We start from the raw sequence: 16,844 nt of genomic DNA, 5'->3' as shown, positions 1-16,844 counted from the left end.
TAATGTGTAGTAGCTCAAACCTGATCTGACAATTACCGATAATTGATTGCGCTGATGTAAACACTTTCTAAATCTGTAAATTCATTAACAGTAGTTAAACATTCTAATGTTGTTAACTTTATGGAATTTCTAATCGGACTATGCGGAACACGTAAAATTTTATTCATCAGCAATAAAGGTTGCCCCAATTCAAACAGATAATTGATTTGGGTTAAACCACTATTCTTACCTGCTTGCTCCTTGGTAATTTTATTTCTAGGTATTAAACTTACATTTTTAATAGGCCAAATTTTTTCAATTTGCTGTGTCTCTGGATGCTCACTTGATGGCATTGCTATAGCCAAATATCTAATTTCTTTTGAAATATGAATACCATATCTACTAACTAATGTATCTTGAGGTAAATGAAACCATTGGGCTGTACCATCATTAAATGCATTAAAGTAAGTTTGATCTCGTCCCGTTTGCTCAGCCAATGACACCGTCATTATCAAATCAGTGTGTAAAACTTGCTGCATGCCATGATAAGGAATACGAGCAGGTTCCTGCATATATAGACTTTCATCCAATGTATTTAAACCCCTTCCGCCAATATCAGCATTCCCTATTTTAGCAGTTAAATATTCCAACAACCAATAATGCCCGTTTTTGTCACTCTCAGGAACGTTAGGCAATAAGGCAAATGCGCCAATGCCAATTTCATCTATTGCATATTGATAAGGATTCTTTATATGCTGCTGATCGAAATAACCTGGATATAAAGCAAAAGCACCGAATACAGGTCGACTTTTTGAATGTCTGTTACTTGTGACCTCAGTCTCAGTGGTAACCCTTATCAATGCATCACGATAATGATGCATTTGATTAATCGCATCATCTGGCACGTAATCCGTGTTATTCACATTCTCAGCACCAAAACGATCTTGCTCAGTTTTGATTCTGTATTTCGCATCAAATAACCAGATGAATCGTTTTCCATTCGATAATTCAATTTCTAAAACAATATCAGGTTCCTGACTGACTAAATATGAACGAATTTCCCGCCCATTTTTAGTAAATTTTGGTTCATGTACCAATCGAGCTTTAACCCCATCCGACCGCTTAAACTCAAACGCTCCCACAAAACCATCTTTTAACTGATACTCAAAAAATTCATTTAACACTAACTTATTCTTAGCCGCACTGATTTCCTCAAATCCTAACTCATCCCGCAAAATATTCTTAAGTGTTAAAAAGCACCAAATTTCATATATCTCCGCCACAGACTTCAGTGAGATATTTGACACATTCCCAAATATATCTAGATAGAACTTTAAATCCTGCCACACTCGATAAACAGTGCTATAACCTGTTTTTTGCTGTAGTACCAATGACTCTTTACTTAAACCAGCATAGCGTCCAACATCATTAAAAAAATTTTGCTCCAATATTTTTTGCAAAGGGCGTTGCCATTGATGTAACTCATCTAAAAAAGTATCAGAGAGGCGCTGTTTATCCAATTCTTGATTACTTGCTCTTATAGCCTTTTCAAATGAACCTAGTTTTTTTTTGCAAGTTGTGACAACTGATTTGATAAATCTATTTTCAGGAATATCTACACTTAATTTTTTTGTCTCAATTTTATAGCGTTTATCAAAACAACCATTCAAACCATCTTCCTTAATTTTCAAACCAGTCCGATGTGTTATCCGTCCTTTAAGTCGATCCGCTTTGATAAATGAGTGTTGTATTTGTAATCTGCTATGAGGGGCCTGTATAACAACTTTCAAACCCTGTTCAAATCGCTCTCTTAATTGTGCGAAATTCGCCAACCACATTAAAGGGAACTGCCCTCGGTGCTGACTCTTACCTGAATTTTGTTCTGTTTTTTCAACCAAGCTGAAACGCCATAATGGAAATACTTGATCTATCTCCTGGTACATTGCAGGTAAATCTGCATGTAAATCCATTTTTGTAGGAAGAACCTCAAAAGATAATTCATGTTTGAATACTTGATCATCAATTCGATATTCGAGAGGTAGCCGCATCCAACCAACATGATTACCCGTATTGACTGTACCTATAATACGTGCAGGCATTCTTAGATGAGCTTCTATAAATCGGAAACCCTCATTCAGCAACTGGTTCTTGTGTGCTATTTGAGCTGAATGAACCTTATTAAGGAAAACCCATTCAAATTGATATTGTACATTTTCGAAGAACAGATATGAGAGTAATTCAATTTTAGATATTTCATCATTCTGATTTTGTTCGAGAGTTACCTGTTCAAATTTTAAGTCTTGGATCTTTAATGCAGGCGAAAAATAAATAAACGGACGCCTATGCCCCAAAACAGCATTTCCATCAAGTAAAGCCTTACTACTACAACCTCGTTTATTGAGAGCCTCTGTATAAGCCTTCTGACGCGTTGTAATGTCATTTGACCAAATAGAAAACTCAAAATCAGAAGTTTCTATACGAAGTAATTCTGGCATAAGTGCCCATCCACATTATTTAGTTTACGGCCAGAAACTGGTAAACCCTGAGCGTTCTAATCGTAACTGCATCCAGCTTATTTTTTTTAGGCTTCTACATTCCACATAATTATTTTCTTCATTGGTAAACTCTCGATACAAATCTGGACGCTTTAATTCCTCTACCTGCAAAAATTCTATCTCCACTAGATTTGCAAACTCAACCCGAATTGATTTATTCAGTTGCGATAACAACGAGTCCGATGAAAGTGAATTTGCCAATTTATCACTATCACCTTCTATACGCGGTAAAACCTTACACATGAGAAAATCATCCCATACCGCCAATAGTTCAAATTTTGTCTGGGGATTTTGAGCAACAACAGCAAGTAACAATTCATTTAATGCACGATAAGCCAGCTTAAATGGCGTTTGATCTAATACTTTATTAACTTCTTTAAGAAAACTAATAGTTTTCTCACCGTTAGGATCTATTTCAGGAAAGTTGCATAAATTTGATGAAGATAAAATTGGATAATATAGTGTTTTATTCTGCGTTTTAGGCTCAAAATAAGCATTAAAATCATTCGGGAAAAAATCGCCAAAATCAAAACTCAGTGCTCTATCAATTACTTTTCTAGAAAATCCATGTGTAGTTTCATCCATATTTACAGTACCTGCTACTAGCAAGTTAAATGGAATTCCTAATCCATATGTACAAAAACCATCCCAAACACCATTGTATTTGGCCTTATCTAAACCTAACTTCGTTCGGAAGCTATTAGTATCCTCTAGCTCATTAAATACATTTGGCTTCAGCAATGGATCTGTATAATAGCTAAATGATTCACCTATCCAATTCCACTCCCTCGTTTCCAGTACAGATAAATAGTCAGCAAAATATTGTTCAATAGGTGCTAGATTCATTTCATCTAAGCATAACCAATAAGGAAGAATTTTATCTAAATTGGAAATATTACCCTTCACAGCTAGACGTTCACCACAACCTTCTACATCACTTACCTTCAACTCAACTCCTGCATCAATAATTGCTTTCCATGCTTTAACAATGAAGATCAGAACATCTGATGTAATATATTCAGCTTTCCCAGTTAATCTAGAAACATAACCTAACAGATCACTTGGCTCATGCCAGTCAGGTCTGACTGATATTAAACAATAAGTCTCAGAAAGGCTGCCTGAAGATTTAGCTTGTTCACGTATGAATCGGGTTTTCCCTGTACCAGAAATACCAGCAAGGAGTAAAAATGGTTTATAAAGCCTAAGATTGTTAAAAGAAAGAAGATTATTTTTTTTAGTTCCATTGTTGAGACTATATGCTTCCTTGAAATCAAAATCAGCGACTTGCATAACCTTTTTTATTTCTAATGACGCATATAATGTCTGTCCAAATGTAGCTGAACTTAAAGCACTTGCTTTATATTTTATAAAATCTCCATTAAATTTTAATGTGTAGTTTGAGTTTGTATCAGCGCCTTTATATTGCTTGTACAATACATCTCTATTTATAATATCTATTACATATTGATCTTCTTCTTTTGTTTCTATAAATAAATATTTAAAAATCTCCTCTCCTATTCCTACTTTTAATTCTTCTATCAGTTGACTTAGTAATTCATCTTTCCTATACCAAAAAAGACTAATAACTAAATCATTTACGAGTATTTTCTCCCCTCTTAAATATTCATCTAAGATTTGCTCCTTCCAATCTTGACTTAAAAATGCATACCAACTCTTAGTTGGATAGTTCTGTGGTATATCTTTTAGATAAAATGCTTTATCAGCAAAATCACAAAACTTTGCCATGTCCGCTTCTAAATAGCGCCCATCAAGTTCCCTATTTTTAACACTCAATAGAAAGAAAATTAGACCTGAAAAAGTTTCAGGCTTGTTCACATTTTCATTAATATAATCCCTAGCATTAATGAGTCTTTCTATAGAGATACATGACATTTTTTAGCGTTCCTGCAATTTCTTAATTTCATTAATAATTTCAAATAGCACGGTAACAGTAACCGAATTTCCTAGTTGCTTATAGGCTTGCGAATGAGATACATCGAATTTAAAAGTATCAGGGAATCCTTGAAGCCGCCCCGCTTCCCTTACTGATAATTTTCTTTTGATATCCCACAACTTAGGAACCCGATTGGCGATAATAGTTGGGGCATATGTATCTAAACAAGCATAAAAAGCTTCCTGAATCTGTGTTTTAGCCACATCACCAACATGAAAACGTAAAGAGCCATCTGGCTTTAAATAAGAGAAAACACCATGTTTGCCTTTTTTAGTATTGCCAGCATACATCGAGCTATCATGTTCAACTCTTTCATTAATGTGATTATATTCAAAATGATAATTAATACGTTCCAACTCAAATGTACTAAGACTTAATGCTTTATCATCTACACCTATGTCAACTATCTCTCTTAAAGTTGTAGTTCTATCTTTATTTTCAGGAAATTTGAATTCAGAAGAATCAATATCTTTTCTTATGGCTACACAATACCATCTCTCACGGTACTGAGGCACTCCAAAATCATAGCTATTTAAAATGGTCCAAAAAGGTTTATAACCAGCTTCTTCTAATGCCTTTAACGCAATACTCATGGTCTTGCCATTATCATGCGATTTAAAACCCTTAACGTTTTCTAAAAGTGCGAATTTTGGTTTTTTTGCTTCCAATATCCTCAGTACATCAAAAAATAATGTGCCTCTAGTTTGATCCTCAAACCCCTCACATTTACCTGCATAACTGAAAGGTTGACAAGGAAAACCTGCTAGCAATAAATCATGCTCAGGAATAGATTTCTCATCAATTTTAGTAATATCTCCAAATGGGAGATCCCCATGATTTAATTTATAAGTTTTTTGTGCATAACTATCAAATTCAGATGAAAAAACGCACACGCCCCCATTTCGTTGAGCGGCTAATCTTATTCCACCTATCCCCGCAAACAAATCTATAAACTTAAAGTCATGTTGAGGATTTGGGGCTAAGCTAAGGTTACCAAAAACTTTATCAAAGAAATCTATTTGCCCATGCCATAGATTTTCTTTTTTCAGTAAATTAATAACTTTTTTTTCTAAAAGACTCGCATTATCAATAAGAGGATTACAAAAAAATTGACTCTTAGTAGCTATAGCATTTATCCATTGATCAATTACAGACTTGACACTTGAATCATGAGGTACATGCCACACCGCTAAAGGCTCTAATAACTGTTCAACTTTGATCAGAAAACCTAATCTTTCATTCATGATTTAACACTACAAATCCTAATAAATTGAAAAAAAACCGCCCTATAACTTTTTAAAATGGCTATAAAGTCATTTTTACAATATGTATATCGAAGTGGTAAATCTTATCATTAGACTACAATTAGGCAAGCATAAATTTCCCCCCTAATTTACCGAACTTTCATTAAAAACATATTAAGAAAACTAGGGAATCATGAAGTTTAGTTTTATGTAAAAATACAGTTCCTTAATATTTTCAATAATTAATTATCAGACTACTATAGAAAAAGCTACCATTAATTCATCTGATATACTGTTTTTCAAATCCATGCTCTTGGAAATAAGAATATCCTGATTATTCACCTAAAACTCCTCTACTACATCCCCCTCCTCTATATCCATTTCAAACTTCGCATTGGCAAAACCCTGTCTTGCCATTTGATCGAGTGCCTCCTAATTAGATCCTACCTACTTACTTTGCTGATCAATCTCACGTGCTGTGTGAATTGCAGACTGCAAATCCACACCCTCTTCTCTTAAAGTTAAATCCACATAATACACAGGTGTCGATAGCTTTGTGTGGTTGACTATCCTCTTAAAGTTAGTTACAGCGGTAGACATGAAAGTAAGCCATTGGATGCTGCATGTTAATAACTCAGTCGTGCAGCCAATGTACAAATACTATTAAAACCCGTGGTTCTAAAAATAAATGTGCCCAATTCATCCGAATCATCTAAATTGACGTGCAAAATCCAAAAGACTTAAAGTTGCCTCCTTGCACCAATGAGCAAAAATCAGGTGATAGGAATGAGTATTTTTCTATATGTTAGTTGCAAAGTCACTGACCAGTTTCCCCCATTGACTACTCGAATACCTCTACGTACCAATAATCAAACAAGCTATATTTTTCTATAAATTAAATAGACAAAAAAGCCCATGCTCTAGCCATGGGCTTGGTTGTAATAGGAGAGGTTTTTAACAAAAACATATCTCTTTTATTGCGTTTCAAGGGCCTTTAAAATTTATAAATAAACATCATATTGAGTAGATTTTTCCACTTGCCACCATCACCAGCTGCAAGTGAGCTGGCGGTTCCACCAATAAACGGATCATTTTTGCTCATCATATATTCGGTATATAAAGTAATCTTTTTATAGTCCCATGCCACCCCCATAATATTACGCTGAGAATCATCAAAGCCTTTTTCTTTCTTATTAAATCCACTGAATACCATATATGGCGTTATATTGAATGAGTCCCATACATTTTTAAAAGCATAGCTGGTGTTAACCGTATAAAAGAAGCCTTTGTTTGCAATGTCATATTCACCATCATATGAACCAAAAGTTGAACTATAAGGACTGAAACGATCTTTATTGCGAATTGATTGCTTACCGCCTGTGAGCATGACATTTAAATTCTTATAGTGAATACGATTAAAGAGTGCCCAAGAGTTTCTTGCACCATCATCAGCATTTTTCTTATTTTCAATTTCAGAATACCAATAACTTCCACTCACAGATACATTAAGATCCTCAGTCGCTAAAAACTTAAGGTCTTGATCCACTCGTGCGATCCACATATTTTTCTCATTCAGATCTGTCTTCATCAAATCAGCTGATTTCACCATATTTGCAGTATAACGGGCGGCATCCTTACTTTTTCCATAATAATTTCCGCCATCAGCGACAAAATAGGCCAAATCAACTTTGGTGGATGAGGGCAACTCAAAATGGTAGTTAACACCTAAATTCATCGTATCCTGAAGTCCCATCGTTGTATTGATTCCTTCATAGAAACTACTGTCCCAAAATTGCCCTGGCCCAAAAGGAATCGGCTGTAAACCAACTTTAACATTGTCTGTTGAGTTTAAATGATAGCCAGCATTGGCTTGTACCAATGTGGAAAAATCACATAAGGTATCAAATTGATAACAACGATATTGAAAATTCCCAAATATGTTGGGAGAGCTATACCCAATATTTAAAATAGCTGTATTAAATTTTATTTTTTGATCAGAAGCCTTATTCTCAAAGTTATTTTCTTGATAACTTGCTCGTAGTTCACCAGAAATAGTTAACTTAGAATCTTTATCCTTCCCCTCAAATTCAATCGCAGCATTTGCAACGAAGGACACATTTAAAAGTAGTATGAATATTGTATATTTAAACAAATCATGTTTCATAAAATCATCCTTGATTATCATTTTATTAACAGGTCAATAGACCTTAAATATTGAAAAAATAAAAAAACTAAAAACCATTATTCACTGCAAAGGCCAAAAGATGACGATCGCTTTTCTTTGCACCAATGATCTGAATACCAATCGGCATTTTATTTTCATGACAAAGCGGAACATTGAGTACAGGATTTCCCAAAAAATTCCATACATTGGTCAGGCTGAGCAAAGCTGATTTAATATTTATAAAAGCGCCATTTAAATACAAACCTTTTTGATACAGATCAGTGGCTTGTATCGGCAATGTCGGCATGATGAGGTAATCGTACTGATCAAAAAGTTTAGCAAGGTCTTCTTGGTACTTTTTTTGAAAATCTAATGCGTTCACATATTCCCAGCCTTTGGTTTCTTGGGCTTGTAGTAGTCTCTCCAACACATCTTTCTGAAATAACGTTGGAGAATGCTGTACTTGATGATGATGGACGGTATACGCCTCACTATTTTGAATAGCGTAAAAATAGCGATGGATATCTTTAAAAGTCGTTAAAGCACTCGATACTTCATCAATTTGATTATTCCAAAGTGAAAAAACGTGCTGCTTTAATTTCTGGTATAAAGGGTAATCATAGTTTTCAATAAAATTATCAACAGATACCCAACCTAATTTCGGTGATCTCGCTGCTAACGTATTGGAGACAACTTGATGACTTTGTTCATAATCTCCTTGTTTTAATAAAGAAATAACCAAATCAATATCTTGAGCACTTTTTGCTAATATGCCTAAATGATCTAAGCTCTTAGACAAAGGGAAAACACCTTTCATTGAAAACTGCTGATAGGTCGGTTTAAAACCCACAACTCCTGTTAAGCTTGCAGGTATACGAATCGAGCCACCTGTATCAGTCCCAATTGCAATAGGTACAAGTCCAGCAGCAACCGCTACAGCACTACCACAACTCGATCCACCTGAAATTTTTGCAAGGTCCCATGGGTTTTTTGTCGCACCATGTGCAGAAATATCCCCTGTTGGCCCATAGGCAAACTCATGTGTGTTGGTTTTTCCAATAATCACCGCGCCTAAAGCTTTAAGTTTTTGTACGCATTCAGCATCGACTTCAGGTAAATAGTCTTTGAAAAAATTGGACCCCATAGAGGTTATAAGTTGCGCAGTCTCAATATTATCCTTTATCGCAATCGGTATACCCTGTAACGGGCTAAGATCTATTCCTTGATTAAAAAGTTCATCTGCATATTCTGCTTGTTGTATCGCATATTCATCATCGATATAACAAAATGCATTTAACACTTTATGCTGATTGATTGAATTTAAACTCTGCTGTGTAAGTGCTTTGGCAGTAATTTCTTTTGACCTAAGCATTTTCGCAATTTGCTCAACATCAAGTTCAGAAAAATAGCCTTTTACTGGACACGTTAACATTACAACTCCTTGTATATAAAAATATAGATTCAGGAAACCAGATGAATTGTGCCCAAAGCCAATAGCGATGTAATTGCCATGGAAACCACATTGCCTATATATGGATGTTGGTATTTAGGAAGCTTGTTTGAAATAAAAGCGGCTAAAGGTGGAGCAACACATGCACCAATAAATGCACCTAAAATAATGGAGCTTAGACTTCCACCGAAGACTAAAACAGAGACTGGTGCAACTGAAGAAATCGGAATATATGTCGGATACCACCCATATTTTTCCCATTTACTTTTCCATAGAATGACTGCCGTCAAGGCTGCTAACATTTGACTAATTAATATGTTTCCAATCAGCCCACTTCCATATGAAATACTTAAAGGGTTCAGATAAATTGCCAACAAAGCGCCAATGATTAAGCCTAATCCAGCCCATTCATTTGCAATAAATTGAGATTCAGAGAAGTCTGCAAGCGCTCGTCTTACAACCCAAAATGAATGTGTAGCCTTTGGTTCGATCTCTTTTTCTTCTTCAATTGGCTCTTGCTTTTTTGTTTCTGTTTGTTTGACCAAACAACTTAAATTAAATTTTTTAAAAATAAGAAATGCGATTAAGCTACCAATTGCCATACCTAAGACATTACCAATAATACTTGGCAAATTTAAGGGAACACATACATAGTTGACGATGATCAACGAAGAAGGCGTTACAAATAGTGCCCCTGCAACTGCACCAATTATTGCTATTTTAAAGCCACGCCCATACATAAGTACTGTTGCAGCTGGTAATGACACAAACGTCACAAATGTGGGTTGCCACGAGTTACTTTCAATAAGCGTCCATCCCCAAATGATATTACTCAGAATCAAACTTAAACTTGAACTCAATAAAATCCATGGAAATAAACCGGTCCCATAACTTAGTTGAAACCCTTGCCATTTCGAACGCATTTTTGAAAAATAATAAGCAATGCCTGCACCCACTAATAAACCAAGTGATGCCAATTCACTTTTATAAAATTGAGCCTCACTTACATCACCCAGCCCCCACCTTAACCAAGTTAAGGTGGATGTTGGTGGTTGCATTGTTGCGTAATTATCCCAAATTTGGAGGGAGTACTTTTCAACTACTCCCACGATGATAATTGTAGACAGCATGACCAATGCTGCGATGACAATATCAATCATTTCAATCCGATAATTCTTTTTCATATATCCCTCACATGGATTAGCGAGGGAAAATATTGTGAGATTTATAGCCTAACATCGTGTCATACATGTCAGTTCGTCTATCTCGGATTAAATCATTATGCTTGTTCCAAATCGGCGCACCACGTGCAGCAACCAAATCAATATCCGCATACAGAATCATTTCTTTTTCTGCATCTGCAACACCCGCGATTGGCCAACCATTGGTGCCTGCAATTAATGAGCATCCAAGAAAACGTTCACCTCTATCAGCTCCAACTCGATTTGCAGCAGCGATATAGACGTTATTGACATGTGCAGCAGTCATGGTGAGATATGAAGCCATACACTTACCACTTTCATCAAATAATGGCGGTGGTGTCCAAACCCAATTATTTACACTACAAATAATATCCGCACCTTGTTGGGTTAATATTCTTGGAACTTCTGGAAACCAAATATCCCAACAAATTAACATCCCAATTCTTCCGATCGGTGTTTCAAATACTGGGAAGCCTGTATCACCAGGCGTAAACCAAAGTTTTTCAAGATTCCATAAATGTGCCTTACGATATTTCCCAATAAGCCCGTCGGGTCCGATTAAAACTGAAGTATCAAAAAGACGAACACCCTCTCTCTGCGATTCCTGAAACTAAATAAATTGAATGTTTCCGCGCAAAATCTTGCCAGACTTGAACACTTGGTCCATTTGGGATTTCTTCTGCGTGATCAAATGCCTCTTTTCTATTTGTGAATAAATAGCCTGTATTTGCTAACTCAGGCATTACGATAAGATTTGCACCATTGTTAACAGCTTGAAGCGCCAAATCTAACCCATGGCGTAAATTCCTTTCTCGATTTTCCATACCCACTTGTGGATCAAATTGTATAACGGCCACTTTTACTGGGCTAACTGAAGTTTCTTCCATGTTCTTACCTCATTGATTATTCAAATCAACCCAAACGTTTGGGTTGTGTTAAAAATCTAACCCAAACGTTTGTCCTTGTCAAATTTTAAACAACAATCCAATAATTTCTCTAACTTTCAAGGGGGAAAATGCTAAAATGTTGCTTCTGGCTATTGTGGTTTCATATGAATCGATCAAATAAAAATGTAACTTTAAAATTTCTTTCAAAAGAACTCGGCTTACATGTTTCTACAGTCTCAAGAATACTGAACGGCTCTATGGATGATGCCAGTTCCGCAGCAGCCCCAGAAACCATAGAAAAAGTAAAAAAATTAGCAGCTGATTTAAACTACCGACCAAATACTTTAGCAAAAAGTTTACAGAGCCAGAAAACCAATGTAATTGGGGTTTTAGTTCCAAAATTATCAGATCTTGTATTGGCAAATATTTATGAAGGCATTGATGCCGCTGCAACCCAAAATAATTATTTTACATTCGTTTCCAATACCAATGATCTGCCTACCAACCAAAAAAAATTGGGTGAAATGGCCCTTTCTAGAAAAGTAGATGGTTTAATCATTGCTGATGCGCATACAGGAACTGAAAATTCACATCAGTTTTTTAATGAATTAATAGCACGAGACATCCCATTTGTACTTGTAAGTCGTAGTTTAGAAAATTTCACCTCTGTTACTTGTGATGATTATCTTGGTGGAAGCTTAGCAGCAGAACATTTAATCGCTGAGGGTCATCGTCGAATTGCGATCATTTCGGGTGAAGCTTTTGCCAGTACAGGTCTATTACGAACCAAAGGATTTAAAGACTATAGCGCCAGTAAAAATATAATGATCCCAGATGACTACATTATCAATTGTGGTTTTGATGTTGACTCTGGCTATCAAGCTGGACTTGAAATTCTATCCAAAAATGAACTGCCCACAGCAATTTTCACTGTGAATGATTTTATTGCGATTGGTGTAATGGGCGCAATCAAGGACAAAGGCTATATTCCCGGAAAAGATATTGCAGTCATTGGGTTCAACAACATCTCTTTAACCGCTCAACTTCCTATTCCACTTACAACCATAGCTTCGCCAATGTCCGAAATGGGATTCACCGCGATGGAATTATTATTAAAAAAAATAAATAAGGAACAAGTAGACTCTATAAAGTTAGTCCCAAAATTAATCAAAAGAAATAGTACCTTAGATTATTTAGTTGAATAACTGAAATATATCGATCATTAACGAATGTATGTCATTTATAAATTTTAATTATTAACAATGCTGTCTTTAACAAAGTCTGACTAGAAAGCACAACTCATCTCATTCTCAGACATCATATTGATACATAAGAAGATGAGGTACCGAATAAAAACCTTCTTAATAGGCAATGGATTGCCTTAATGTCTTAATTAACAGCTCATATAAATGATCGACCGCTTTTGAATTAAGCGAGGCTCTACTTCTATATACAGATGCTTCCATCGGTACTAATGGGCCTAGTCCATGCTCCGCTCCTAAAATTTCTAAATGCGGAGGCGCGCTACATTGTGTAAAAACTGCGACGGCCAAACCACTTTCAACTGCTGCAATTTGCCCGATTAAACTAGAACTATTATAAACTACACGATAACGACGACCTTGCAATGCGAGCGAATTAATCGCACTTTTTTTGGCTAAACTGGTACTTTCATAAACAGCAATCGGTATCGGATCTTCACGCCATAATTCAAATTGGGGAGAACCTACCCACACCATTGGCTCATGAAACAATAAAGTGCCTTGACGGGGGTTATCCCTTGAAATCAAGGCTAAATCAATCTCGCCATTTTCTATACGTGGGATCAATGAAGTCGATTGTTCACAAATAAATTCTATTTCAACGCCGCTATAACGTGGTGCAAAACGCTTAAGCACTGGCGTTAAATATTTAGCAGCATAATCATCGGGTACGCCAAGTCTAATCCGACCGGTTAACTCTTCTCCATTAAAAGCCATTTGTGTTTCATGATGTAGATCAAGTATCCGTCTTGCATAACCTAAAAGAAGTTGCCCTTCAGAAGTAAGTTGAATTTGTCTATGCGTTCGAATTAAAAGTTGGCATTTTAAAGCGCCTTCCAATTTTTTTAACTGCATACTGACAGCGGACTGTGAACGGTATAGCTCAGGTGCTGCATTTGAAAGAGAACCTGTATCAACAACTGCGACAAAACATTTTAACCAATCAATCTGTAGATTTTGTAGATTCATGATCATCCCAAATTATTCGATTTACGAATAGTATATGCAAGAATTATGCGCTTTTCATTCTAACTTTCTAAGTCCATAATTTATTAAGAAAAGAAGGAAATTTCCCCTAATTTTCATCAGCGATCATTAGGTATATAGCTCACTAGAAAATTTAAAAAGATAAGGAAATTATTTTGTCGAATGTTGACCCAGATATTTACAGTTTAAGTTATTCCCAAGTTTGGTCAGGCTTTAAAAGCCTTCTTCCAATTTCATCTTTCGTGGTGATTTTTGGGGCTGCTTTCGGCTTAGCTGCAACGCAAACAGGACTAGACAATAGCTCTATCATGTTAATGAGTAGCTTTGTTTTTGCAGGAGCATCTCAATTTGCGACTTTAGAACTATGGGGCGCGCAAATATCACTGATTCCCTTAATAGTCACAGTTTTCTTTATCAATGCTCGGCATCTTTTAATGGGCGCATCTCTTTATCCTTGGTTACGCCACCTGCCTCCCATCAAACGATACAGTATCTTGTTGGTTATTTCTGATGCCAATTGGGCACTCTCACTACAAGCATTTAATCGTGGTGAATCAGGGATGGGCTTATTGTTTGGAGGGGGCCTTGCGCTTTGGCTCGCGTGGGTTTTAGGCACAGGACTGGGGTTCTATTTTGGTAATGTTATTCATCATCCTGCATTGCTGGGATTAGATATGGTCATGGCTTGTTTTCTACTGGCGATGGTTGTGGGCGGGCAAAAAAATCTCAGAATACTCATCATCTGGACAATCGCAGCCTGTAGCTCATTATTGGCTTATTGGTACTTACCAGAAAATAGTCATGTCGTTGTGGGTGCCTTATTTGGCGGAATTGTCGGAATTTTCTGGAAAGAGAAACAGCTATGAACCTAGAAATTAGCACCACTTATCCATTAATTATTATTTTTATTATGGCCATTGTGACATTAGCCACTCGCTGGGGTGGTGTTTTAATTATGTCTTATGTACCTATTAGCGATCGTGTGCAACGATTCATTAATGCAATGTCGGGATCTGTACTGGTTGCACTTTTGGCCCCTATTGCGGTTGAAGGTGATCATGGCGCTCGTTTAGCATTACTGACGACATTGATCGTTATGCTACTGCTTAAAAAACCACTGTTGGCGATTGCAGCAGGAATATTAGCAGCAGCCTTATTCCGTCAGTATTTTGTATGAAATAATAGGGAGCTCAAAAAAGCTGCCTTTGGCTATATTAAACCTAAACAAAATCGAGCAATGACTACACATTGCGTATAAGCGACATCGGGTTCATTTAGTGAAACTAGAGTGTATTGTGATTCATTTCTTTGAATAAAAGAATCAACCAATTAATAAATTCACTTAGTCTTCTGGGTTGATTGTTTCGCGATTCATATAAAACTGACAAAGACATCGGTGCACAGGTAAACGCTGTTAATACTTCAATAAGGTCACCCTTTGCCAATTGTTGTCTAACACCAATTCTCGGAATTTGAATAATCCCTAGTCCATTTAAACCTGCAGCTAAATAGGCATCCGTTGTGCCGACACTGATTAGACTCGGAGTTGGTACAAGGTAGGTTTGATTATTTTGATTGTATTCAAAAGCATTTTGCGACTGGGTGTCCGCATGCGAATAATCAACAATATAATGATTTTTGAGGTCATCTAATGATGTTGGTCTACCATAATGTTCCGCATAGTTGGGACTAATACAATTAACCATTTCCATAATACCCAAATGGCGTCCTATTAAATTACTGCTTTCAAGCTGACCACCACAGATTACGCAATCTACTTGTTCCTTGATAGGATCAATACGATAATCAACCCCAAGCAGCTTAATCTGTGTTTTAGGATATTGTTGAAACCATGCAGGTAGATGGGGAGCCACCACGCTAGAAAAAACCGACTAGGCATATCGATGTTAATCACACCACTGAGTTCTTCACTTTGTTGTTGAAATTGGTTATCTAAGCCTTCTAACTCATCCAATAATCTTAAGCATTCGACATAATAGCGCTGACCTGCTTCTGAAAGAGAAACGTGTCTTGTGTTCCGATAAAGTAAGCGAGTTTTTAAATGATCTTCAAGCTTAGTGATTGACATAGAGATTGCTGACTTAGGAATCTTTAACTGTTCTGAAGCACGGGTAAAGCTACCATTTTGTACAACAGCGATAAAACGTTTCATCGTCTCAATCTTATCCATACACTACCTCTAATTGTTCATTATTTATGAACAGTCTTATCTGATTACTCTTATTTATCAAGACAATTAATTCCTGTACTTTAATTTTATCGACAGTTAATCAGCATAATATGAGGTCAGTACATGAATAAAATCGCATTCATCACCGGAGGGAGTCGTGGAATAGGTCGAGATGCAGCACTTAAACTCGCTGAGCAAAATATTGACATCATTTTGACTTATCATCGCAATGAAAAAGCCGCTCTAGACGTGGTTGAGAAGATTAAAGAAAAAGGTCAAAACGCATTTGCCATTCAATCTGATATTCGAGATATCACATTATTTGATGATTTGGTAAAAAGCTTGAGTTTCGTATTAAAAGAGCAATTCGGTCGTGAAAGTTTTGACTACCTACTCAATAATGCGGGGACAGGTTTACATACAAGTATTGAAGAAACTAGTATTGATGATCTAGATGATATGCTCAATATCCATGTAAAAGGCCCATTTTTTCTCACTCAAAAATTGCTACCACTCATTGAAAATGGCGGTCATATTGTGAATATATCCTCTGGTCTAACACGCTTTTCTATGCCTGGGTCAGCTGCATACGCAATGGCAAAAGGCGCTGTGGAAGTCATGACACGTTATATGGCAAAAGAATTCGCCTGCAAAGGGATTCGTGTCAACACGATAGCGCCCGGAGCTATTGCGACTGATTTTAGAGACGGTGCCGTCCGCAATAGTGAACAAGTTCAGGGGATGATCGCATCTATCACGGCATTAGGCCGTGTTGGTGAAGCTGATGATGTTGGAAAAGCAATCGCTGCGATTTTTAGTGAAGGATTTAACTGGATCACAGGTCAGCGAATAGAAGCCTCTGGTAGTATGATGTTGTAGTTTTAACTCGCACAGCTTTAACATATTGGTGGAGTTATGCAAATTTCATATAACTCTGCCATATCGGAGTTCTAAGCAAATACAAAAAAT

Annotated in this window: 13 protein-coding genes and 2 pseudogenes; 4 read left to right on the top strand and 11 right to left on the bottom strand. The window is 36.5% G+C overall.

Annotation, left to right across the window (positions count from 1 at the left end; all coding sequences use genetic code 11):
* Positions 1 to 32 precede the first annotated feature (32 nt).
* The 8 genes and pseudogenes from FHR28_RS16960 to FHR28_RS16925 all read right to left on the bottom strand — a co-directional run bounded on the left by FHR28_RS16960 (position 33) and on the right by FHR28_RS16925 (position 11,372).
* Positions 33 to 2,474, bottom strand: a complete 2,442-nt coding sequence (locus FHR28_RS16960) for a restriction endonuclease-like protein (RefSeq protein ID WP_166783122.1) — start codon at positions 2,472 to 2,474, stop codon at positions 33 to 35.
* Positions 2,475 to 2,498: 24 nt separating this feature from the next.
* A complete protein-coding gene (locus FHR28_RS16955; RefSeq protein ID WP_166783121.1) occupies positions 2,499 to 4,427 on the bottom strand; it encodes an McrB family protein in 1,929 nt (642 codons plus the stop codon).
* A 3-nt stretch (positions 4,428 to 4,430) separates the two neighbouring features.
* Positions 4,431 to 5,732 carry a DNA cytosine methyltransferase gene (locus FHR28_RS16950; RefSeq protein ID WP_166783120.1) on the bottom strand — a complete coding sequence of 434 codons (1,302 nt, stop codon included), beginning with the start codon at positions 5,730 to 5,732 and terminating at the stop codon, positions 4,431 to 4,433.
* A gap of 345 nt (positions 5,733 to 6,077) precedes the next feature.
* A pseudogene (locus FHR28_RS16945) lies at positions 6,078 to 6,516 on the bottom strand (hydrolase or metal-binding protein); the annotation flags it as partial.
* Between the two features lie 210 nt (positions 6,517 to 6,726).
* Positions 6,727 to 7,896, bottom strand: a complete 1,170-nt coding sequence (locus tag FHR28_RS16940; RefSeq protein ID WP_166783119.1) for a hypothetical protein — start codon at positions 7,894 to 7,896, stop codon at positions 6,727 to 6,729.
* A 67-nt stretch (positions 7,897 to 7,963) separates the two neighbouring features.
* On the bottom strand, positions 7,964 to 9,328 hold the full coding sequence (locus FHR28_RS16935; RefSeq protein ID WP_166783118.1) for an amidase: 1,365 nt from the start codon (positions 9,326 to 9,328) through the stop codon (positions 7,964 to 7,966).
* Positions 9,329 to 9,357: 29 nt separating this feature from the next.
* Complete coding sequence (locus tag FHR28_RS16930) at positions 9,358 to 10,530, bottom strand: hypothetical protein (RefSeq protein ID WP_166783117.1); 1,173 nt, start codon at positions 10,528 to 10,530, stop codon at positions 9,358 to 9,360.
* Between the two features lie 16 nt (positions 10,531 to 10,546).
* Positions 10,547 to 11,372 (bottom strand): annotated as a pseudogene (locus tag FHR28_RS16925) (nitrilase family protein).
* 227 nt (positions 11,373 to 11,599) lie between these two features.
* Between FHR28_RS16925 and FHR28_RS16920 the strand changes: the two are divergent.
* Complete coding sequence (locus FHR28_RS16920) at positions 11,600 to 12,640, top strand: LacI family DNA-binding transcriptional regulator (RefSeq protein WP_166783116.1); 1,041 nt, start codon at positions 11,600 to 11,602, stop codon at positions 12,638 to 12,640.
* Positions 12,641 to 12,796: 156 nt separating this feature from the next.
* Here the strand turns inward: FHR28_RS16920 and FHR28_RS16915 are convergent, their stop codons facing one another.
* A complete protein-coding gene (locus FHR28_RS16915) occupies positions 12,797 to 13,666 on the bottom strand; it encodes a LysR family transcriptional regulator (RefSeq protein WP_166783115.1) in 870 nt (289 codons plus the stop codon).
* Positions 13,667 to 13,839: 173 nt separating this feature from the next.
* Between FHR28_RS16915 and FHR28_RS16910 the strand changes: the two genes are divergently transcribed.
* Complete coding sequence (locus tag FHR28_RS16910; RefSeq protein WP_004818982.1) at positions 13,840 to 14,550, top strand: AzlC family ABC transporter permease; 711 nt, start codon at positions 13,840 to 13,842, stop codon at positions 14,548 to 14,550.
* Positions 14,547 to 14,861, top strand: a complete 315-nt coding sequence (locus FHR28_RS16905; RefSeq protein WP_004723188.1) for an AzlD family protein — start codon at positions 14,547 to 14,549, stop codon at positions 14,859 to 14,861. Before FHR28_RS16910 ends, FHR28_RS16905 begins: the two co-directional genes overlap by 4 nt.
* Before the next feature lie 106 nt (positions 14,862 to 14,967).
* Here FHR28_RS16905 and FHR28_RS21965 read toward each other — a convergent pair whose 3' ends face one another.
* Together FHR28_RS21965 and FHR28_RS21960 are read right to left on the bottom strand one after the other, a co-directional pair.
* Positions 14,968 to 15,558 carry a LysR substrate-binding domain-containing protein gene (locus FHR28_RS21965; RefSeq protein WP_323848037.1) on the bottom strand — a complete coding sequence of 197 codons (591 nt, stop codon included), beginning with the start codon at positions 15,556 to 15,558 and terminating at the stop codon, positions 14,968 to 14,970.
* Positions 15,459 to 15,875: a LysR family transcriptional regulator gene (locus FHR28_RS21960; RefSeq protein ID WP_228722095.1), complete on the bottom strand. Its 417-nt coding sequence runs from the start codon at positions 15,873 to 15,875 to the stop codon at positions 15,459 to 15,461. Before FHR28_RS21960 ends, FHR28_RS21965 begins: the two co-directional genes overlap by 100 nt.
* Positions 15,876 to 15,998: 123 nt before the next feature.
* On the opposite strand from FHR28_RS21960, the gene FHR28_RS16895 reads away from it, so the two are divergent.
* Positions 15,999 to 16,754, top strand: a complete 756-nt coding sequence (locus FHR28_RS16895; RefSeq protein ID WP_166783114.1) for an SDR family NAD(P)-dependent oxidoreductase — start codon at positions 15,999 to 16,001, stop codon at positions 16,752 to 16,754.
* The last annotated feature ends 90 nt before the right edge of the window (positions 16,755 to 16,844 follow it).

Source organism: Acinetobacter sp. BIGb0196, assembly GCF_011759595.1.
In the GTDB taxonomy this organism is placed as follows: domain Bacteria; phylum Pseudomonadota; class Gammaproteobacteria; order Pseudomonadales; family Moraxellaceae; genus Acinetobacter; species Acinetobacter guillouiae.
The sequence above is the reverse complement of the archived record's forward strand: the minus strand, read 5'-3'. Positions and strand labels throughout refer to the sequence as shown.